This is a genomic window from Cronobacter sp. JZ38 (assembly GCF_008932145.1).
In the GTDB taxonomy this organism is placed as follows: domain Bacteria; phylum Pseudomonadota; class Gammaproteobacteria; order Enterobacterales; family Enterobacteriaceae; genus Cronobacter; species Cronobacter muytjensii.
In genome coordinates this window covers 749,600-769,174 of record NZ_CP017662.1, presented here as the reverse complement: position 1 = coordinate 769,174, position 19,575 = coordinate 749,600, and the positions used below count along the sequence as shown (strand labels likewise).

Sequence of the window (19,575 nt, the reverse complement as noted above, 5' to 3'; positions counted from 1 at the left end):
TTCAGTGCTCCACGGAAAACAACGTCTGAATATCGTCACGCAGCGAACGGGCATCTTCATTAATGTCGCGCGCGGTTCGCGCGCACTGCTGAAGCTGCTCACGCAGCGCGTTACGCGATGACTCGCTCTGCTGGCGCGCCGTCAGGCTCTGCCTGAGGTTCGCCTCAATGGCCGCCATCGCCATCTGGAACTCCGCGAAAAACGTCGCCATGCCCGCCGTCACGGAGATATCGACCTGCGCGTTCATCGCCTGGCGAATCTGCGCACAGAACCGGCTGACATAACGGCTCAGCGTCTGTTTGAGCTGCGGCAGGTCGATAACGTAGCGCGAGCGCATGGCCGTACAATCTTCCCAACCCAAATCGCTGCTGTTCAGCCAGCGGGCCACGGTGCCGCGCACGCCGCTGTTGCGTGGCGCGCTGGCGACCGGCACGCTCTCTTCTTCAATCACATCGTTAAACAGCTGGTGCGCGTTGAAGTTAAGCTGGCTGCGCTGGAATACCGGCAGCGTGATATGCGCGCGAAAACCGGTGCGGCGCAGCCCTTCCGTGACGCGCTGTTCCAGCGGCGCCAGCGCGGCGCGCAGGATGTCGCCCAGGGCGGTTTCCAGTTCGCTGAAATGGGCCGCCAGGTCGCGGGTCAGATTTTCCTGTACCGATAAAAGAATCAACTCGCAGGAGGCGCGAATTTTATGCAGCAGCATCCGCGCGTCGCTTTCCTTATCCAGATGCAGCTGTTCGCTGCCCGCGTCGAAATCGCGGCCCCAGGTCACCGCGCGGCGTACCGGGCTGCTAAGAGAAAGCGGCGGCACGTTGCCGGTATCGAAATAACTGGCGATGTCCGCCAGCACCTTTTGCTCGTGACCCGCGATATTCTCCGAAGCGCGCCCCAGCGCCTGAACGACGTGTTCCTGAATGGCTTTGCTGGCATCTGCCTGGCAACGTTGTAGCTGTGCGATGTCATTCTTCATTTGAGAGATACTCTCCACCAGTTGGTCATTTGCGATATCCAGCCCCTGACAGCGAAAGTCCAGGTAGTCCCGGGTGCATTGCGCATAGTGAATTAATTTTGCGCAGGCCGAACGCAGCGCATAGAGCGAAGCGTGAGCGTGCGCCGTGTGCAAAATCGCGCGAATGGGCGCTTCGAAAAGGGAATCTTCCCAGAGCAGATCGGCGGCATGGCGCAGGTGCGCGGCATCGGTGAAATCGGCGCTCCGCCAGCGGCGACCCAGCGCCGCCTCGGCGAAATCCTGCACCCACCGCTGTTCGTCGTGAGGCGGCAGGCAGCCATGCTGTGCGAGCTCCTGGCGCGCACGGTTGGCCAGATAACCCCACATGGAAGAAACCGGGAAAATATGCGCCGGATCGATAGCGCCTTTCATCAGCGTGCCGGCGATCAGCGCCCGCACCTGATCTTCATCGTCGCTGTTGCGATCCATCTGATCGAATTTATTGACCAGGGCGTAGAGCGGCACCGACTCGCCCACCGCCGCAAGCGCCAGACGCACATCTTCGTCGGAGGTCGATTTCAGCTGGGTGTAATCCATCACGGCGAGGACCGCCGAGGCGCGGGCGATTTGTTCCTGAAGCATTTTTTGCAGGTGCGGCTGCCCGGCTTCGTTCGGCCCCGGTGTGTCCAGCAGCGTCAGCTGGCCCAGCCCGCGCTCCATCCCGGCCAGGTGGGTAAACTCCACTTCTATCACCGGAATATGTTCAATGGCGGCGTAAGCGCGAAACGGAAAAGGCACATCCAGCACGCCTGAGAGACGCACCAGATCGTTTAAGCTTTTCAGGCAGTGAAAAATCGGCTGTGCGCCAAGATAGTGTTTTTCAAAGGACGTGCCGTTCAGGATACGCGCCAGCAGAGCGTCCATATCGCGGTCGATTTCAAGACGCCGCGCCAGGGTGTCGCGCGAGGCGTTTTGTAAACGCGCGCGCAGCGCCTGCATCAGCGTTTCGATAGGCCCGGCGTGCGAAAAATGCAGCACCGGCTCCTTCTGGCCCGGCGTATGGCGGATAAGCGTCGGCAGCGCCGTCATCGGACGGTTGCGGTTCGGCAACACCTCTTTGCCGACAATCGCATTAATGGTGGTCGATTTACCGGCTTTCATCGTGCCGACAATCGCCAACACCATCTCCTGATGCGTGGTTTTTCGCAGCTCAGCTTGCAACATCTCCTGCTGGGCCTCCATACCCCGCACGGAAAAATGAAGAGGATGTACGGTTGCGCATGCCTGCCTGACGGTGTTCCCACGATCGTCCTGCGCTGCCAGCGGCACCTTTTTCATGGCGCTGAGATTATGCAACGCCAGTTGAAGTAGCCGCTCCGCTTCCTGATTCATTTCAAATACAGTCTGTGTGTGCATGAAAAATCTTTCCTTAACACAAATTAAATGACCTTTTGCCTTAATTTTTTATTAGCTCAATGCGGCTTTTATAATTACGTGTGGAAAATATCCTGCGTTTCACAACGATACCCGATGGAAAACTGGCGTAAAAAAATGCCATACCATCGTTGTGGTAAAATAAGTTTGAGACGATGAGAAACGTTTCTGAACCTTCATCTTCGTCAGGAAACCAAATAATCACGCTCTCATACCAGAGGGTAACCGGTATTTCAGAGTGAAAGAATATATCCTCACATCGACCATTTGACAAAAATGCGCCGACTTCCGGGGATGGATTTAATAATACGACTCTACATTAACCGCTTCAGAATAACACCGCCTGGCAATAAATCACGATATATGTTTTATCCCGGCAGGAAAAAGGTGAGCACGGCTTCAAAGCGGCGAGGTGCCAGGCGTAAACAAGCCCGTAAAAGGTAAGGTTTTAGGGTATAATCCCGCCCTTCGCGCGCGTCGCGTCAGCGAGCGCTTCTTGCGCAGCCTTTTTTTGCTGCCCCGTTGGTTTATTTTAAGGAGAAACCATGTCAATGCCAGCCTGCCCGCAATGCGGCTCTGAGTATACCTATCTGGATAATAATCTTTACGTCTGCCCTGAATGCGCGCATGAATGGCGCGATGGCGAAGCCGCCGCTGAGAGCGACGCGCTGGTCGTAAAAGATGCCAACGGCAACCCGCTGGCCGACGGCGACAGCGTCACAATTGCTAAGGATCTCAAGGTAAAAGGCAGCTCGTCGATGCTGAAAATCGGTACTAAGGTGAAAAATATCCGCCTCGTGGAAGGCGATCATAACATCGACTGCAAAATCGACGGCTTCGGCCCGATGAAGCTCAAATCTGAGTTCGTCAAAAAAAGCTGACGCCCCGCCAGAGCGCATTTCCCCTGGGCTGGCAGCCAGCGCGGCAAGCCCAGGGTCCCAGACAGCCGCATGCCAACTGGACGGAGCTCTGGGCAGAATAAAATAGCGCGCCCGCCCGATTTATCGCTGAATTTTTAAAGACGACATTTTGTCGCCACGCTATCGTTATTGCGATCCAGCCCTTATTTTCGCGTTCATTCTAAAAAAAGAATGAGAAAAACCAGGAAAGCGGCGTAAAATAGAAAACAGATAAGCCATTTCTATAAATCCCCTTTAAAATCAACAGAATAAATAACTCCTACACACAAATTAAGCCCTGCTTAACTTTTCACCAGTTTCTTTTAAGAATATTATTAATGGCTCTCATTTAAATACAAAAAAGACGCCACGCAATATAATATTAAAATTAGCAATCGGATATATAATAGCGGCGCATACAGTGAAGAATAATAATCATACCTGCGCGCTCTGTTTATTTAACGCAAGACGGTGTTATTTTTTCTTACCTGACTTAAGCCGAATATTACCTTCTCTCATCGATGATTCCGCTAAAGGCAGCGCGATCGTCTCCTTCATTTATTGCGTCACAATTCATCGGCCTGTCATGTTTGTTTAACATTAGGGTCATATTAGGCCGTCAGGATGTGCCGCAACCTGTATCCGGCAACGTCTGCTGACGTCACGCCGTGATGCGCAGCAGTATGGAGATCCTGATGACGTTAAATACCGCCTTTGATTCACCGGTGCACGATGCGCAACAGTGCTTTCGTCGCCTGCTAAAGGCCATGAGCGAGCCTGGCGTAATTGTGTCGCTGCAGTTGCTTCGCCACGGCTGGCAGCCACTCAGCGTGGCCACCACCAGCGTGCTGCTCACGCTGACCGATAACGATACGCCCGTGTGGCTGTCCCCTTCACTGGCAAATGATATTGTGCGCTCCAACCTGCGCTTTCATACCGGCACGCGGATTGCCGAAACGCCGGACGACGCGGTGTTTGCCGTCGCCGATGACAACCTCAACCCGTTGTTGCCCGACCGGCTGGCCCACGGCAGCGCCATTGCGCCTGAACACAGCGCCACGCTGATTTTACAGGTCAACAGCCTGAGCGGTGGACGGATGCTGCGCCTGACGGGCGCGGGCATTGCGGAAGAGCGCATGATCGCGCCGCAACTGCCGGAGTGCATTATTGAACAGCTCGCCGATCGCTTGCATGCGGGTTCGCTTGGCATTGATCTGCTGCTCACCTGTGGCGATCGCCTGCTGGCTATCCCGCGCGCGACCCATGTGGAAATCGCCGACAGCGGCCGCTAGCGATACGCGTCCTCATCCAGCCGCTGCTCTTCTTCCTCAAGACGGCGGCGTTCCTCATCCAGTCGCCGCTGGCGCTCGTCCAGTTGCCGGTGACGCTCCTCCAGACGTCTGCGCCGCTCTTCATAACGTGTATGACTCTCGTCATAACGCGTGCGGCTCTCGTCGTCGTAGTCACGGTTATCCTGCGTGTCGCGACTATCCGGGCGATACGCGTCGTTGATCGCTTCTGTAACGGCATTCACCGTATCGTCAAAGACCGAATCGAGACCGTCCGCCAGCGCATGGCTGCTGGAGAGAGAAAGCGCGGCGAAAAGCCAGGCGTGAAGATGTGATTTCATAAAGCCAGCCCTGTGTTTGACTGGTCTTAAAATAATGAGGGAAAAGAACGGCAGACAGCGGAGGATTCTCAAATCGGGCGGCGCTGACCGCCGCCCGTTATATCGACTATAGCTGGTAGCGCTCCATCACCTGGCGGTGACGGGTTTCATCAAGGCCGCCCCTGATGGCGACATCCAGCCAGTGGATCGGGTGTTTCCACCCCTGCGTCAGTTCGCCAAGCATCGCATCCACTTCCAGCGGCGAGACGGACTGCGGCATCGCGAGCATAAAGTAGATGCCCGGCAGGGTTTCGCCGCTTTCGCTATCCGTGACCTGGTAATCCGATTCGCAATGTACCCAGACGGCACCGCCGCGCTGACGCACGCCATTCACAAACGCGTTGAACGTCTCTTCGCCCGGATCGACGCCGTCGATAAACCAGCTCGGCGCGTAGTCGCCCGGCGCCAGCGTTTTCACGACGTTATGTAGCGGAATGAAGTTCGCGCGCTCTTGTTCATCTTCCGGCGGCGTGTTGAGCAGGTTAGCGTCAAATACCACCGACTCGTTCATATGCTGCGGCGCTTTACGCCATGACGGCTGGAAAACGCGCGCCGTCACCGGGCCGGTTCGCTGGGCGAAATAGAAATATTCGTCGTGATTCTCGAAGAAACGCAGGCGCACAGTGCCCCACTCTTCCTCAACCGGGCCTTCATCAGTGCTGAACTGCATGCCGAGACGCGCGCCGGCTTCACGCACGGTCGTCCAGTCTTCACTGGCGCTGGCGGCGGTAAGCAGATCCCACAGGATGTTACTGGCGTCCTCTTCACGCGCGTCCATCATCGCCACAGCATCTTTAAAGTAAGCTGTCGCGCGGTCGTACGCTTTCTGGCGCATCGCCGCCTGGCCTGCCAGCATCAGCGGCGCGATTTTCTGCTGGCCCTGCGGCGTGGCGCGCAGCGCCTGGCTTAAGGTTTCCAGTTTTTCCCAGTCTTCCTGCGCCTGCGCCACCTGCACTTCAAACCACAACGCCACATGCGGCAGCGCATCGCGATAGGTGTCGGCGAGCGTCTGGATCTCTTCGTAATGGCGCGCGTTAAGCAGCGCGGAAAGCAGATGGAACAGCGGCGACGCCTCCTCCTGCGGATGACGTTTCTGCCAGCCGCGCAGCAGATCTGTCGCTTCGCCGTGCGCCTGGCAAGCTTCGAGCGCGGAGGCCGCGAGCATCAACAGGTTTTCGTCGTCAGGGCGCTGCGCAGACGCCAGCATCAGCCACTGGGCCTCCTGCTCCGGATCGCGCGTGACGCCTTCCTGCTCGCCGCGCTCCTCAAGCCAGGCCATCAGCGCTTCGGCAGGCACCGGCAGTTCGACCTGGGTTTCCATCGCCGCGATCTGCTGCTCGAACGCCGCCAGGGCGGCATCTTCGTCATGCGGGTTGCGCAATTTGGCAGCACAGTCTTTCGCCAGCGACAGCGCGCGACGCGCGATCCAGGTGGTGCCGCGCGCCAGCGCCATCGCGATATGGGTTTTCGCGACGATAACCGCTTCGCGCCAGGCCTGGGCTTCAAGACGCTGCTCCAGGATCAGCTGCAGCGCGCTGCCGGTCTGCCAGTTGTTGTATGCCGGGTTGAGGCGCGCCAGTTGCTCCACCACGCGTACCCAGCGCATACGGTTATAAGCCGTGAGACGATCCCACGGCAACAGCCATTCGCGGGCATCTTCTTCGCGGCCCATCAGCGCCAGGACTTCCGCTTTCATCATCATCATGACCTGGCGGGTCTGCTCACTGCTGTTTTCCATCTCTTCTTCATGCAGCTGATCGATGATCGCCAGCGCTTCGTCATAACGACCCAGCAGCATCAGCGCCTGCGCTTCGTTCTCTTTCAGGCCATTCACATCTTCTTCGCCTGCCGCGCGGCGTTTTTCCATCTGCTGATGAACAAACGCCAGCGCCTGCTCAACTTCGCCTTTGTCGATCATCGCAAAGAATTGCTCTTCCGAAAGACACAGAAAGCAACTGCGCAGCGGGGTGATTTTAGAGAGCGTCTCCTGACAGACGGCGATACGCTCATCCGCCCAGCCCGGACCATCGACGTTGCTGTAACAGGCGCTGAGATCCTGGGTGACGCAAATGGATTGCGGGCACTCCGCGGCATCGGCCTGATGGGCGCGTTCAAACAGCGCGACCACGTCGCCCAGCGCTTTTTCGCCTTCACCAAGGTTGCCGATGCGGTGGCGCATCTCCCAGTGGCCGACCATGACTTCGATCCACGGATTGCCTGAAGTTTTCTTCAGCGCGCGCGCTTCCGGCAACAGCGCTTCGGTTTTACCGGTCTGCACTTCAACAACGGAATCGATCAGTTTATCGACATGCTGCGTTATCCAGGGTTTACCGGCTTCTTCCAGGTCCCGCTGATATTGCTCATACCATGCCCAGATATCCATTAGTTGCTTCCTTTTGTTGTCGGTGTAATAAGTTGCGCAGTGATGCAACTGAATGTCTCCAGCGCCTGACGGAAGTCATACTCACGGGAATCTCCCGTCGCCAGAGCAAGAATAATTTTGAGGCTTTTCAGCAGCTGCGTGGCGCCGGGCGCGATGGGCTGCCCGGCGCGCCAGGCCTGTGATAAGGCTTTTACCGCGGGATTATTAAAATTGATGTAGAGCCGTACCGGCGCTTGCTGTTCTATCTTGCTGGCGAACTGGCGCGCCAGCATTAGCGCGGCGGTGCTCATACGACGATCGGCATCATCCTGCTCCAGCCGGGCTTTCAGCTCGGCGTCGCGGTTGACCACCATCACCAGCGGCAGCGTCGCGGGCTCAAACGAGGACATCACGCACTCCTCGTCGTCGCGCAACTGCTCGCTCCACCAGGCGGCTTCTTCCTCGCTGACGTCATGCAGCGCAAAAAGCTGCTCGTTACCCGCCGACGTGCCCACTTCCACCAGGCGCGCACCATAAAGCGTCGCCCAGCGGCGCAGGAACGGGACCACGGCGTAACGATAGCCCAGCGCGACCGGACGCCCGGAGAGACGGAACAGCATCTCCTCAAAGCCGCCTTCTTCGCTGAGCATGACATGCAGCGTGTTGTTCTGGCGCAGCGCCTTCACTGGCAGATCGCCCTGTGAGGTCGGGATCAGCAGCTCATCTTTTAACAGATCGAACAGACGATCGTCGCAGATGGCCGCGCCGAGCAGCGCTTCATTGTGACGCACCAGCACGCGACGCCAGACGGCGGGTTGCTGTCTGGCGAGCTCCGCGAGGCCGTTAATCAGCGCCTCGGTCAGCGCCGCCTGGGTGGCGTACCAGGTGACGTCGCGCTGCAAATCCTCGCGGCTGGCGGTCGGGGTCAGGCGGTTAGACTCGATAACGCCGCCGACAAAACCAGCCCAGGGCGGCAACAGTTCGCGCGCCTGATCGTCAAGCAACATGCCGCGCAGGAACAGCGACAGATTGCGGTTATCGCTGGTGCCATACGTCGCGCCATCCTGCAGCCACAGCATGCCAACTGCGTCGCTGTCGCCCGAAGGTTCGACCAGCAACGTACACAGCGGGGTAAACGCGCGCTCGAAGCGGCTGGCGAATTCGATATTCTGCTTCTGACGCAGCGCCGGATGCAGCGCCACGCCCTCCTGCGACGTAGCGCGCCACGGCGGCGTCAGGTGATTTACCGCCGTCTGCTCGTCACCGACGAACAGCGGCTCTTTCATTAATATGCAGTAGCGGCCCAGCACGTCGCCGAGCAGCTTGTTATTCGCCAGGTATAAGAATTCGTCTTTCAGATGCAGCGTGACGGTGGCGCCCGGCTCGCGTGGGCTCGCAGGCGTTACGCTGTAGGTTTCGCCGCTGGCGGAGGCGTAAAGCCAGCCTTCGTCGGGCGTTTTCCAGGAGGTAGTGTGTACCGTGACCCGCTCCGCCAGCACAAAGGCGGAAAGGAAACCGAGACCAAACATCCCGATAAGCCCGGTGTTGTCATCCTGCTGGCGCAGATGGCGGGTGTAGCCCACGCCGACGGTCGCCAGGAAATCGTGGATCTCCTGCTCCGTCAGGCCCGAGCCGGTATCATGAATGACGATGGTGCGGTTTTGCGTGTCGCCCGTGACGCGGATTTCCGCAAGCCGGTCCGCAGCGCCCTCTTCCAGTCGTCGTCTGACAATCGCGTCATGCGCGTTTTGTACCAGTTCACGGATGGCGACCATCGGCGTGGAGTAAAGGTGTTTGCTGAGCACCTGCATTAACCCCGGCAAGTTCACCGGCGTCTCGTGTTGTCCTGTTAATGGCGCGGTAATGAGGTTATCCACTGTGACTCTCTGTATTTTCCGGCTGTGGTTGTCGGTAGGCCTGGCCGGGCGGCGCGCAAGCGCGTCTTCGCCTTTTCGGCAGACATAAGGGAGAGATGATAAGGGTGTACGGGCGTGGGGTATACTATCATTCCCGATAGTTTTCAGGACCGCTGGCCCGCCGCACGCGTTCTCTCTTCATAAGAATATGCAATACGGGCATTTCAGCACGCCTGCCCGGGAATAAAATACCGTAAATCACCGCCTTTACGGGAGCGCGTAATAATATTCTGTTAAGCGAACTGTTATTTAAAAAGACTACAAAATGCGAGCGTTATTCCAGAAACCCTGCAAACGGCGCATTGGGAATTACATTATGCTTGTTATTTAAAAATTGAGGGAGAGGAGTATTATAAGCACGGGTGCTTAAGGCTTTCTGTCTTAAGCAAACGTGAGGGACAGAAAGTAGAAAGCCCCGGGCAATATTTCTATTAACCCGAGGCTATCCCTCAACCATCAGCAAGTTGAGATTAGCCTCTTACTCATCGAATTGCAAGGAGTAAAAGGCATGATGCCACTGCGTTATTTACTGGCCTGTTTATTAGTGGTCTGCGTAACTATTTTGATTTTTGCTTTAATGAATCGGGGTATGTTATGCGAGTTTACCATCAGAAGCGGCAACCAGGAGGTGGCAGCTAAGCTTTCCTGTAAGGACAAGTAAGGCTCTCCCGGGCGGGGTTTCCTCGCCCGGCAAGCCGGGCGTTGAGGACTTAACGCACCCAATTTTTCCTGCTCGCATAATGTGGTCTGCTCGTAGGTATATGAGATTTTATTGCGCTAAAAACGGCACGTATATTCATATTACTCTGCGGCCATTTAATATCCATCACCAAAATAAATGCAACAAACCCGCGTTAAATTACATTTGGATTTTTATTTAAATCAGGCGTGATGAGCATTATGATGGACGTCGGGTGCTTAAGACTTTCTGTCTTAAGCCGACGCGAGGGACAGAAAGAAGAAAGCCCCGGGCAATATTCCTATTAACCCGAGGCTAACCCTCAACTCCCAACAAGTTGAGATTAGCCGCTTACTCGCCGAAAGGCAAGGAGTAAAAGGCATGAAGCCACTCAAATATCTGTTCGCATGTTTCGTTGTATTTTGCGTCACGATATTAATTTTCGCTTTAATTAACCACGGCACGTTATGTGAGTTAACGATAAAGCACGGAAATAAGGAGGTGGCGGCACGGCTTGCCTGCTCTGACCGGTAATGCTTTCCGGGCGGAGTTCGCTCCGCCCGACTTGCTGGCGTTGAGTGCTTAACGCACCCGTTTTTACGGTTATCGGCGTATCGCCTCTGGCGGTACGCCACCTTGTTTACACCGCCTTGTTTTACGCCGGCAGCGTTGGCGCGGGCTGGCAGGTCGTAAGCCTCTCGTACGCGGCATTCAGCGCGCCGCCGGAGCCATAAAAAAACCCCGCCGGAGCGGGGTTTGCAGAACAGTACGCGCAAAGCCTTAAGTGCGGCGCGTTAATCGTTGGCGGTACTGTCGAACCGGCCAAGCACCTCGCGCTCATAAGCCTGCGCTTTTTTGCGGTCGAACTTGTGCTCCCACTTGGCGATAACCAGCACCGCCAGCGCATTACCCACCACGTTCAGCGCGGTGCGCGCCATGTCGAGGATACGGTCAACGCCCGCGATAAACGCCAGGCCTTCCAGCGGAATGCCCACGCTGCCAAGCGTCGCCAGCAGCACCACAAAAGAGACGCCCGGGACGCCCGCGATGCCTTTTGAGGTCACCATCAGCGTCAGCACCAGGATAATTTCCTGGCCCAGCGACAGCTCAATCCCGTAAAGCTGCGCGATGAAAATCGCCGCGATGCTCTGATAAAGCGTTGAGCCGTCGAGGTTAAACGAGTAGCCGGTAGGGACTACAAAGCTTGTGATGGAAGCAGGCGCGCCATAGGCTTCCATTTTTTCGATAATACGCGGCAGCACGCTTTCAGAGCTTGCCGTGGAGTAGGCCAGAATCAGCTCATCTTTCAGAATGCGGATCAGCGTCCAGACGCGCAGCCCGCACATCCGCGCCACCGCGCCGAGCACCACCAGCGCGAAGAACAGAATCGCCACGTACACCAGAATGACCAGTTTCGCGAGCGGCCAGAGCGATGCGAAACCAAAGTTTGCCACTGTTACCGAGATCAGCGCAAACACCCCCACCGGTGCATAGCGCATCACCATATGGGTGACTTTAAACATGGTTTCGGACACGGAGCGGAACACCGTCACCAGAGGTTCACGATGTGCGGCTGGCAACGAAGACAGCCCTAAGCCGAACAGGACCGAGAAGAAGATGATGGGCAGCATTTCGCCTTTCGCCATCGAGGCGAAAATATTGGTCGGCACCAGCGACAGAATGGTACCCATCAGGCCGTGAGCGTGGCTCTGCACCTCTTCGGTCGTATGCTGATATTTTGAAATATCCACCGCTGCCAGCTGCGACATATCGATGCCGCTGCCTGGCTGAAACACGTTCGCAAGCGTAATGCCAAGCACGATCGCGACGGTGGTGATCACTTCAAAATAGAGGATGGTTTTCGCGCCGATGCGCCCAAGCTGTTTCGCATCGCCGACACCGGCAATCCCGACCACCAGCGTGGAGATAACAATCGGCACCACAATCATTTTGATGAGATGAATAAAAATGTCGCCTGCGGGCGAAAGGAGATTAGTCACCAGCCATTCACGGCTATCCGTCTGATAATGAAGAAAACTGCCCAGAAGAATACCCAGCACCAGGGCCAGCAGGATCTGCCAGGCCAGGCTGATTTTACTGTTTTTCATAACGACTTTACTTCCTAAATTACAGCGCCATTCCCACGCGTGCTCGAATGAGAACGACGCAAGCTGAAAGGGGTATGACAAACGTTGGGTGATATTGTGGGGTTTTTTAACGCGTTTAATCAGTACCACTTGCACGGCATCCTGCGCAACCCTTTAAGAACAGGCATATTCACTGAAATTTGCCTTAATAACCCTAATTTATCGCGATAATCAATTATAAGCCAATGTTATTAAAAGGATTATAAAATCGAGTCAGCAAATAATACTTAATAGCAATTATTTTCCTTGAAAGATTCGTTTGATGAATTTTCATGCAGTTTCGGGAATGCGTGATCTGCCGCCCAAAAAGTAAACAAAGCTATTCTCGAGCCTGTTCTTAACTTTTGCGTGACATATCATTAACATCTAAAAGGAGAAAAAAGCCATGAGCCAAATCCACAAACACCCTATTCCCGCGGCTATCGCGGAACGCTGCCTGATAACGCCTGAACAATATGATGCGAAATATCAGCAATCTGTACATGACCCTGACGCGTTCTGGGGCGAACAGGGCAAAATCCTCGACTGGATCACCCCTTACCAGAAGGTGAAAAACACCTCCTTCGCACCTGGCAATGTCTCCATTAAATGGTATGAAGACGGCACGCTAAACCTGGCGGCGAACTGTCTTGACCGACATCTTAACGAGCGCGGCGATCAAACCGCGATCATCTGGGAAGGCGACGACGCCACCCAGAGCAAACACATCACCTATCGCGAACTGCATCGCGACGTCTGCCGCTTTGCCAACACGCTGACCGATCTTGGCATTAAAAAAGGCGATGTTGTCGCTATCTATATGCCGATGGTGCCGGAAGCCGCAGTCGCTATGCTGGCCTGCGCCCGTATCGGCGCGGTGCATTCGGTCATTTTCGGCGGCTTTTCGCCGGAGGCCGTTGCCGGGCGCATTATCGATTCCAGCGCCCGTCTGGTTATCACCGCGGACGAAGGCGTACGCGCTGGCCGTGCAATCCCGCTTAAGAAGAACGTCGACGACGCGCTGAAAAACCCGGGCGTGACCAGCGTTGAACATGTGGTGGTCTTTAAACGCACCGGCGGCGCGACCGAATGGCACGAAGGGCGCGATCTCTGGTGGAATGAGCTGGTCGAGAAAGCCAGCGCGCACCACCAGCCGGTAGAGATGAACGCTGAAGATCCGCTATTTATCCTCTATACCTCCGGCTCGACCGGCAAACCGAAAGGGGTGCTGCACACCACCGGCGGTTATCTGGTCTATGCCGCCACCACCTTCCTCTACGCCTTCGATTACCATCAGGGCGATATTTACTGGTGTACTGCGGATGTGGGCTGGGTTACGGGACACAGCTATCTGCTCTACGGGCCGCTCGCCTGCGGCGCGACCACGCTGATGTTTGAAGGCGTGCCAAACTGGCCATCCGCCAACCGCATGGCGCAGGTGGTGGATAAGCATAAGGTCAATATTCTCTATACCGCGCCGACAGCCATTCGCGCGCTGATGGCCGAAGGCGATAAAGCCATCGACGGCACTGACCGCTCGTCGCTGCGCATTCTCGGCTCGGTGGGCGAGCCCATCAACCCGGAAGCCTGGGAGTGGTACTGGAAGAAAATCGGCAACGAAAAATGCCCGGTTATCGACACCTGGTGGCAGACCGAAACCGGCGGCTTCATGATAACGCCGCTGCCGGGCGCGACCGAGCTCAAGGCCGGTTCCGCCACGCGTCCATTCTTTGGGGTGCAGCCAGCGCTGGTGGATAACGAAGGCAACCCCCAACAGGGCGCCACTGAAGGCAACCTGGTGATTACCGACTCCTGGCCAGGCCAGGCGCGTACGCTGTTCGGCGATCACGAGCGTTTCGAGCAGACCTATTTTTCGACCTTTAAAAACATGTATTTCAGTGGCGACGGCGCGCGTCGCGACGAAGATGGCTACTACTGGATAACCGGGCGCGTGGATGACGTGCTGAACGTCTCCGGCCATCGTCTCGGCACGGCGGAGATTGAATCTGCGCTGGTGTCGCATCCGAAAATCGCCGAAGCCGCCGTGGTGGGTATTCCGCACAGTATCAAAGGCCAGGCGATTTACGCTTACGTGACGCTGAATCACGGTGAGGAACCCACCGCAGAGCTTTACAGCGAAGTGCGAAACTGGGTGCGCAAAGAGATTGGCCCACTGGCGACCCCGGACGTGCTGCACTGGACGGATTCGCTGCCGAAAACCCGCTCCGGCAAAATCATGCGCCGCATTTTGCGCAAAATCGCCGCAGGCGATACCAGCAACCTCGGCGATACCTCGACGCTCGCCGATCCGGGCGTGGTGGAAAAACTGCTCGAAGAGAAGCAGTCCATCGCGATGCCGTCATAACCGAACACCGCTCCTGGCGGCTCCCTCCCCGCAACGGGGAGGGGAAACCACCCTACTGATAATAAAACCCCTACCCTACTTCTGGAGACTGCGATGATGAATAACGATATTTGTCAGCAGATAGAGAACAGTGCGCCTTACAGGGAGTTAGTTCATAAACGGCAACGGTTTGCCTTCATCCTGTCCATCATCATGCTGATTATCTACGTCGGCTTTATCCTGCTTATCGCGTTCGCGCCGGGCTGGCTCGGCACGCCGCTCTCGCCTGGCAGCAGCGTCACGCGCGGCATTCCGATAGGCATCGGCGTTATCCTGATTTCGTTTATTCTCACGGGCGTCTATGTCTGGCGCGCCAACAGCGAATTTGACCGTCTGACCCATGCGGTGCTCAAAGAGGTGCAGTCATGATGAAAAGGATGCTTTTTCCGCTGCTGATGGCCCTGTCGCCCGCGGTCCTGGCTGACGCGCTCACCGGTAATGTTGAGCGCCAGCCGACCAACTGGCAGGCGATAATCATGTTCCTGATTTTCGTGGCGCTGACGCTTGGCATCACATACTGGGCCTCAAAACGCACCCGCTCGCGCAGCGATTATTATACGGCGGGCGGCAACATTACCGGCTTCCAGAACGGCCTTGCGATTGCTGGCGATTTTATGTCCGCCGCGTCTTTTCTGGGGATTTCCGCACTGGTTTACACGTCAGGCTACGACGGGCTGATTTACTCGCTGGGCTTCCTGGTAGGCTGGCCGATTATTCTGTTTTTAATCGCCGAGCGGTTGCGCAACCTCGGGCGCTATACCTTCGCGGATGTCGCCTCTTACCGTCTGAAGCAGCGGCCCATTCGCCTGCTTTCCGCCTGCGGCTCGCTGGTGGTAGTGGCGCTCTATCTCATTGCGCAGATGGTCGGCGCGGGCAAGCTGATTGAGCTGCTGTTCGGCCTCAACTATCACGTCGCCGTGGTGCTGGTAGGCGTGCTGATGGTGATGTACGTACTCTTCGGCGGCATGCTGGCGACCACCTGGGTGCAGATTATCAAAGCCGTGCTGCTGCTGTTTGGCGCAAGCTTTATGGCGTTTATGGTGATGAAGCATGTCGGTTTCAGCTTTAACAATCTGTTCTCTGAGGCGATGGCGGTGCACCCGAAAGGCAGCGCCATCATGAGCCCTGGCGGGCTGGTGAAAGATCCGGTCTCGGCGCTCTCGCTCGGCCTTGGACTGATGTTCGGCACCGCGGGTCTGCCGCATATTCTGATGCGCTTTTTCACGGTCAGCGATGCCCGCGAAGCGCGTAAAAGCGTCTTTTACGCCACCGGTTTTATGGGTTACTTCTACATTCTGACCTTTATCATCGGCTTTGGCGCCATCATGCTGGTGGGAGCCAACCCGGCCTTTAAAGACGCCGCCGGCGCGCTGATTGGCGGCAACAATATGGCGGCGGTGCATCTGGCCGACGCGGTGGGCGGCAATCTGTTCCTGGGCTTTATCTCGGCGGTCGCTTTCGCCACCATCCTGGCGGTGGTCGCCGGCCTGACGCTCGCGGGCGCTTCGGCGGTATCGCATGATCTCTACGCCAACGTGTTCCGCAAGGGCGCGACCGAGCGTGAAGAGCTGCGGGTGTCGAAAATCACCGTGCTGGTGCTCGGCGTGGTGGCTATTTTGCTCGGCATCCTCTTTGAGAAACAGAATATCGCCTTCATGGTGGGCCTGGCGTTCTCGATTGCCGCCAGCTGTAATTTCCCGATAATTCTGCTCTCCATGTACTGGTCGAAGCTGACCACCCGTGGCGCGATGATTGGCGGCTGGCTGGGCCTCCTGACGGCCGTCATCCTGATGGTGCTTGGCCCGACCGTCTGGGTGCAGGTGCTCGGCCATAGCGCGCCGGTGTTCCCGTATGAGTACCCGGCGCTGTTCTCCATCGCCGTCGCGTTTATCGGCATCTGGATTTTCTCAGCGACCGATAACAGCCCGGAGGGCAACCTGGAGCGCGAGCAGTTCCGCGCGCAGTTTATCCGCTCGCAAACCGGTCTTGGCATCGAACAGGGCCGCTCGCACTAACCCCTTCCCCCGGCCATTGCGGCCGGGGATCACATTTTTCCCCCTCCGCCATATCCAAACCTGCCGATAGCGCTACATTAGCAAAATGAAACGACGTTTTTGTTTTATCCATACGATATTCCCTTTTGCTGAGAGGACGCTATGAAGAAATACGCCCTGGTGGGAACCGGCGGGCGCGCCGGGATGTATATCGAGGCTGTCGGCAGGACATTTCGCGACAGCGCGCGGATGGTCGCCTTTTGCGACACCAACCACACCCGTATGCGCTACGCCAACAGCCTGCTGGAAAAGGCGGGCGCGCCGCCGGTGCCCTGCTTTGATGCGCAACAGTTTGAAACCATGATCCAGGAGACGCAGCCCGATACCCTTATCGTCACCACGATCGACCGCACCCATGACGACTATATCGTGCGCGCGCTCCATGCGGGCTGTGATGTCATTACCGAAAAACCGATGACCATTGATGAAACGCGCGCGCTGCGTATCCTCGACGCCATCGAAGAGACGGGCCGCCAGGTGCGCGTCACCTTCAACTACCGTTACGCGCCGCACCACAGCAAAGTGCGCGAACTGCTAATGAACGGCACCATCGGCGACGTGTTTTCGGTGCATTTCGAGTGGCTGCTGAACACGGAACATGGCGCGGATTATTTCCGCCGCTGGCACCGGGAGAAGCGCAACAGCGGCGGCCTGCTGGTGCATAAATCCACGCACCATTTCGACCTGATGAACTTCTGGCTCGGCAGTTACCCGGAGCGCGTATACGCGGAGGGCGCGCTACGCTTTTATGGCCGGGAAAACGCCGAGAAGCGCGGCGTCTCGTCCTTCTACCCGCGCGCCCACGGCTATGCGGCGGCGAAAGACGACCCATTCGCGCTGCATATGGAAGAGAGCGCGCAGCTTAAAGCGCTCTATCTGGATGCCGAACATGAGGACAGCTACTTTCGCGATCAGAGCGTCTTTAGCGACGGTATCACCATTGAAGACACGCTCTCGGTGCTGGTGAAATACCAGAACCAGACGCAGATGACGTATTCGCTCAACGCGTATCTGCCGCAGGAGGGGCTGAACGTGGTGTTTAACGGCAGCCGCGGGCGGCTTGAGATGAAGCTGGTGGAGAACTCCTATGTTAACGGCGGCGGGCTGCGCGAAGCCGAAGGGAGCCTCGATCGCTGCGATATCACGGTGTACCCGATGTTCGCCGCACCCTGGAAAGCGGATTTTACACTCGGCGAAGGCGGTCACGGCGGTGGTGATAATGCGATGCTGGCGGATCTCTTTGGCGAACCGGGCGATGACCCGCTGCAACGCGCCGCCGATCACCGCGCGGGCGCGATGTCGATTCTGACGGGCATCGCCGGGAATCTCTCAATGCAGCAACAGCGGCCGGTGAACTTCAGGGAGTTCGAGCTGGTGCGGCGGCTTCAGGGACGATAACAAAAAACCGCCGGGCAAGCCCGGCGGTTAGTGTTATTTACGCTCCATCAGCAGCGCTTCCAGCAAATCCATATCGTGCAGCATTTTCTGCAGCGTCTCGTTGCTGATTTGCCGCGTGGCACGCAGGTGGTACAGCTCGGCGCGCTCCGCACGCAACGCGGTAAGACGGAAACGACGCTCAAGGTTTTCCTCAAGCTCGCTGTTTTCCACGTCGTTGCGCCCGTCGGCGCGGCGGCGCAGGTTCCCGACGACACGCGCCGAAACCTCTTTCAGCAACTGATCGTCGATGTTCTCTTCGGTATTGGCAGCCAGACGCTCTTCCATTTTCTGGATGGCCGTAATCGCTACTTCCGCCGTTACCGCACGCGCCATACGCTCTTCTTTATGAGCCAGTCCGTGGTCCGGCGTTTCAACCTGTTGCAGCAAAATGGGCAGCAGGATCACGCCGACAAACAGCGAGAAGAGAATGACGCCCGCCGCGAGGAACACCAGCTCATAGCGCGCCGGGAAGGGCGAGCCGTCCGGCAGCAGCAGCGGGATCGAGAGCACACCGGCAAGCGTAATCGCCCCGCGCACCCCGGCGAACGAGGCGACCAGCAGCTCACGCGTGGAGTACGCGCCAAACGTCAGCGGCTTCTTCTTAAGAAAACGCAGGCTAAAGCGCTTCATAATCCACAGCCACAGGAAACGCACGCCAATCAGCGCCCCGTAAATGAGGACGATATCCATGAACAGCATCCAGGTTTCCACGTTCGGATCCAGTTCGGCGGCGGCGAGCGAGGTCTCCATAATGCCTGGCAATTGCAGACCGAGCATCAGGAAAACCATGCCGTTAAACACAAACTCCAGCATCGACCAGACGCTGTTGGCGCGCAGGCGCATCGCCAGCGGCGCGGTGCGCATCACGCCGGAGCGGGTGATGGTCATCCCGGCGGCCACCGCGGCCAGAATGCCGGAGAAGCCGATATGTTCGGCAATCAGGTAGGACGCGAACGGCAGCAGAAACAGCAGAACGATCTGCGTGGCGGGCTCATCGCCGCCCCAGCGGCTCAGCAAACGCAGCGAGCGGCCATACAGCCAGCTGACGGCGATACCGGCGAGCAGGCCGCCAATCGCCACTTTTAAAAACTCCAGCGACGCGCCGCCCACCGTAAAGACCATCGTGCCCATCGCGACCGCGACGGCGAACTTCAGGGACACCAGACCAGAGGCGTCATTCATCAGCGCCTCGCCCTGCAAAATCCCCATGATTTTTTTCGGAATGCGACCTTCGCCGACGATGCCGGAGAGCGCCACCGCATCGGTGGGCGACAGCACGGCTGCGAGCGCGAACGCTGGGATCAGCGGGATGCCTGGCACCATCCAGTAGATGAGAAAACCGATGCCGACGACGGTGAGCACCACCAGCGCCAGCGCGAGGCCGATGATTTCACGGCCATGATCGAGAAATTCGCGGGTCGGCGTTTTCCAGCCGTCGGCAAACAGCAGCGGCGGAATGAACAGGACCAGGAACAGCTCCGGGTTGAAGTCAACGTGCAGACCAAACGTAGGCCAGGCGAGCAGCGCACCGATGGCTATCTGCATCAGCGGCAGCGGGATCTGAAACGGCAACATGCGGGTCACGACGCCGGAGAGCGAGACCATGAGGGTCATAATGAGGATGGTAAAGAAGATTTCCATGCGGT

14 protein-coding genes are annotated in these 19,575 nt (G+C 57.3%); 8 read left to right on the top strand and 6 right to left on the bottom strand.

Going from position 1 to position 19,575, the window contains the following annotated elements:
* Position 1: 1 nt before the first annotated feature.
* Positions 2-2,365: a clamp-binding protein CrfC gene (gene crfC / locus BJP61_RS03570; RefSeq protein WP_161580883.1), complete on the bottom strand. Its 2,364-nt coding sequence runs from the start codon at positions 2,363-2,365 to the stop codon at positions 2-4.
* Positions 2,366-2,928: 563 nt separating this feature from the next.
* On the opposite strand from crfC, the gene BJP61_RS03565 reads away from it, so the two are divergent.
* Positions 2,929-3,264, top strand: a complete 336-nt coding sequence (locus BJP61_RS03565; protein WP_171997834.1) for a zinc ribbon domain-containing protein YjdM — start codon at positions 2,929-2,931, stop codon at positions 3,262-3,264.
* Between the two features lie 713 nt (positions 3,265-3,977).
* Positions 3,978-4,574 carry a phosphonate C-P lyase system protein PhnH gene (gene phnH, locus BJP61_RS03560; RefSeq protein ID WP_038867410.1) on the top strand — a complete coding sequence of 199 codons (597 nt, stop codon included), beginning with the start codon at positions 3,978-3,980 and terminating at the stop codon, positions 4,572-4,574.
* Here the strand turns inward: phnH and yjdP are convergent.
* The 3 genes from yjdP to BJP61_RS03545 form a co-directional block, all read right to left on the bottom strand.
* Positions 4,571-4,912 (bottom strand): DDRRRQL repeat protein YjdP, encoded by a 342-nt coding sequence (yjdP, locus tag BJP61_RS03555; protein ID WP_038867408.1) that lies wholly within the window; start codon positions 4,910-4,912, stop codon positions 4,571-4,573. The two genes, phnH and yjdP, sit on opposite strands and share 4 nt — an antisense overlap.
* A 106-nt stretch (positions 4,913-5,018) precedes the next feature.
* A complete protein-coding gene (locus BJP61_RS03550; RefSeq protein WP_171997833.1) occupies positions 5,019-7,334 on the bottom strand; it encodes a hypothetical protein in 2,316 nt (771 codons plus the stop codon).
* Positions 7,334-9,190 (bottom strand): ATP-binding protein, encoded by a 1,857-nt coding sequence (locus BJP61_RS03545; protein WP_171997832.1) that lies wholly within the window; start codon positions 9,188-9,190, stop codon positions 7,334-7,336. The genes BJP61_RS03550 and BJP61_RS03545 overlap by 1 nt, the downstream gene beginning before the upstream one ends.
* Positions 9,191-9,737: 547 nt before the next feature.
* Between BJP61_RS03545 and BJP61_RS03540 the strand changes: the two genes are divergently transcribed.
* Both BJP61_RS03540 and BJP61_RS03535 read left to right on the top strand, forming a co-directional pair.
* On the top strand, positions 9,738-9,890 hold the full coding sequence (locus BJP61_RS03540) for a Hok/Gef family protein (RefSeq protein WP_038867402.1): 153 nt from the start codon (positions 9,738-9,740) through the stop codon (positions 9,888-9,890).
* 399 nt (positions 9,891-10,289) lie between these two features.
* Complete coding sequence (locus BJP61_RS03535) at positions 10,290-10,442, top strand: Hok/Gef family protein (RefSeq protein ID WP_032966408.1); 153 nt, start codon at positions 10,290-10,292, stop codon at positions 10,440-10,442.
* A gap of 260 nt (positions 10,443-10,702) precedes the next feature.
* On the opposite strand, the gene gltP is transcribed toward BJP61_RS03535, so the two are convergent.
* Complete coding sequence (gene gltP / locus BJP61_RS03530) at positions 10,703-12,016, bottom strand: glutamate/aspartate:proton symporter GltP (protein ID WP_038867496.1); 1,314 nt, start codon at positions 12,014-12,016, stop codon at positions 10,703-10,705.
* Positions 12,017-12,440: 424 nt separating this feature from the next.
* Here gltP and acs point away from each other — a divergent pair, with 424 nt between their 5' ends.
* From acs to BJP61_RS03510, 4 genes are all read left to right on the top strand, one after another.
* Entirely contained in the window at positions 12,441-14,399 is a 1,959-nt protein-coding gene (gene acs / locus BJP61_RS03525; protein ID WP_038867395.1) for an acetate--CoA ligase, read from the top strand.
* Between the two features lie 96 nt (positions 14,400-14,495).
* Positions 14,496-14,807 (top strand): DUF485 domain-containing protein, encoded by a 312-nt coding sequence (locus BJP61_RS03520; RefSeq protein WP_038867495.1) that lies wholly within the window; start codon positions 14,496-14,498, stop codon positions 14,805-14,807.
* A complete protein-coding gene (gene actP, locus BJP61_RS03515) occupies positions 14,804-16,453 on the top strand; it encodes a cation/acetate symporter ActP (RefSeq protein ID WP_075192314.1) in 1,650 nt (549 codons plus the stop codon). Before BJP61_RS03520 ends, actP begins: the two co-directional genes overlap by 4 nt.
* A 141-nt stretch (positions 16,454-16,594) precedes the next feature.
* Positions 16,595-17,890 (top strand): Gfo/Idh/MocA family oxidoreductase, encoded by a 1,296-nt coding sequence (locus BJP61_RS03510; RefSeq protein WP_075192313.1) that lies wholly within the window; start codon positions 16,595-16,597, stop codon positions 17,888-17,890.
* Positions 17,891-17,923: 33 nt separating this feature from the next.
* On the opposite strand, the gene BJP61_RS03505 is transcribed toward BJP61_RS03510, so the two are convergent.
* Positions 17,924-19,570 (bottom strand): Na+/H+ antiporter, encoded by a 1,647-nt coding sequence (locus BJP61_RS03505; protein ID WP_038867391.1) that lies wholly within the window; start codon positions 19,568-19,570, stop codon positions 17,924-17,926.
* Between the last annotated feature and the right edge of the window lie 5 nt (positions 19,571-19,575).

What these genes read in the sequence shown, in the direction of transcription:
- crfC (WP_161580883.1), bottom strand. Translation starts at nt 2,365, where the DNA reads ATGCACACACAGACTGTATTTGAAATGAATCAGGAAGCGGAGCGGCTA.
- phnH (WP_038867410.1), top strand. Translation starts at nt 3,978, where the DNA reads ATGACGTTAAATACCGCCTTTGATTCACCGGTGCACGATGCGCAACAG.
- actP (WP_075192314.1), top strand. Translation starts at nt 14,804, where the DNA reads ATGATGAAAAGGATGCTTTTTCCGCTGCTGATGGCCCTGTCGCCCGCG.
- yjdP (WP_038867408.1), bottom strand. Translation starts at nt 4,912, where the DNA reads ATGAAATCACATCTTCACGCCTGGCTTTTCGCCGCGCTTTCTCTCTCC.
- BJP61_RS03505 (WP_038867391.1), bottom strand. Translation starts at nt 19,570, where the DNA reads ATGGAAATCTTCTTTACCATCCTCATTATGACCCTCATGGTCTCGCTC.
- BJP61_RS03565 (WP_171997834.1), top strand. Translation starts at nt 2,929, where the DNA reads ATGTCAATGCCAGCCTGCCCGCAATGCGGCTCTGAGTATACCTATCTG.
- acs (WP_038867395.1), top strand. Translation starts at nt 12,441, where the DNA reads ATGAGCCAAATCCACAAACACCCTATTCCCGCGGCTATCGCGGAACGC.
- BJP61_RS03540 (WP_038867402.1), top strand. Translation starts at nt 9,738, where the DNA reads ATGATGCCACTGCGTTATTTACTGGCCTGTTTATTAGTGGTCTGCGTA.
- BJP61_RS03550 (WP_171997833.1), bottom strand. Translation starts at nt 7,334, where the DNA reads ATGGATATCTGGGCATGGTATGAGCAATATCAGCGGGACCTGGAAGAA.
- BJP61_RS03520 (WP_038867495.1), top strand. Translation starts at nt 14,496, where the DNA reads ATGAATAACGATATTTGTCAGCAGATAGAGAACAGTGCGCCTTACAGG.
- BJP61_RS03510 (WP_075192313.1), top strand. Translation starts at nt 16,595, where the DNA reads ATGAAGAAATACGCCCTGGTGGGAACCGGCGGGCGCGCCGGGATGTAT.
- BJP61_RS03535 (WP_032966408.1), top strand. Translation starts at nt 10,290, where the DNA reads ATGAAGCCACTCAAATATCTGTTCGCATGTTTCGTTGTATTTTGCGTC.
- gltP (WP_038867496.1), bottom strand. Translation starts at nt 12,016, where the DNA reads ATGAAAAACAGTAAAATCAGCCTGGCCTGGCAGATCCTGCTGGCCCTG.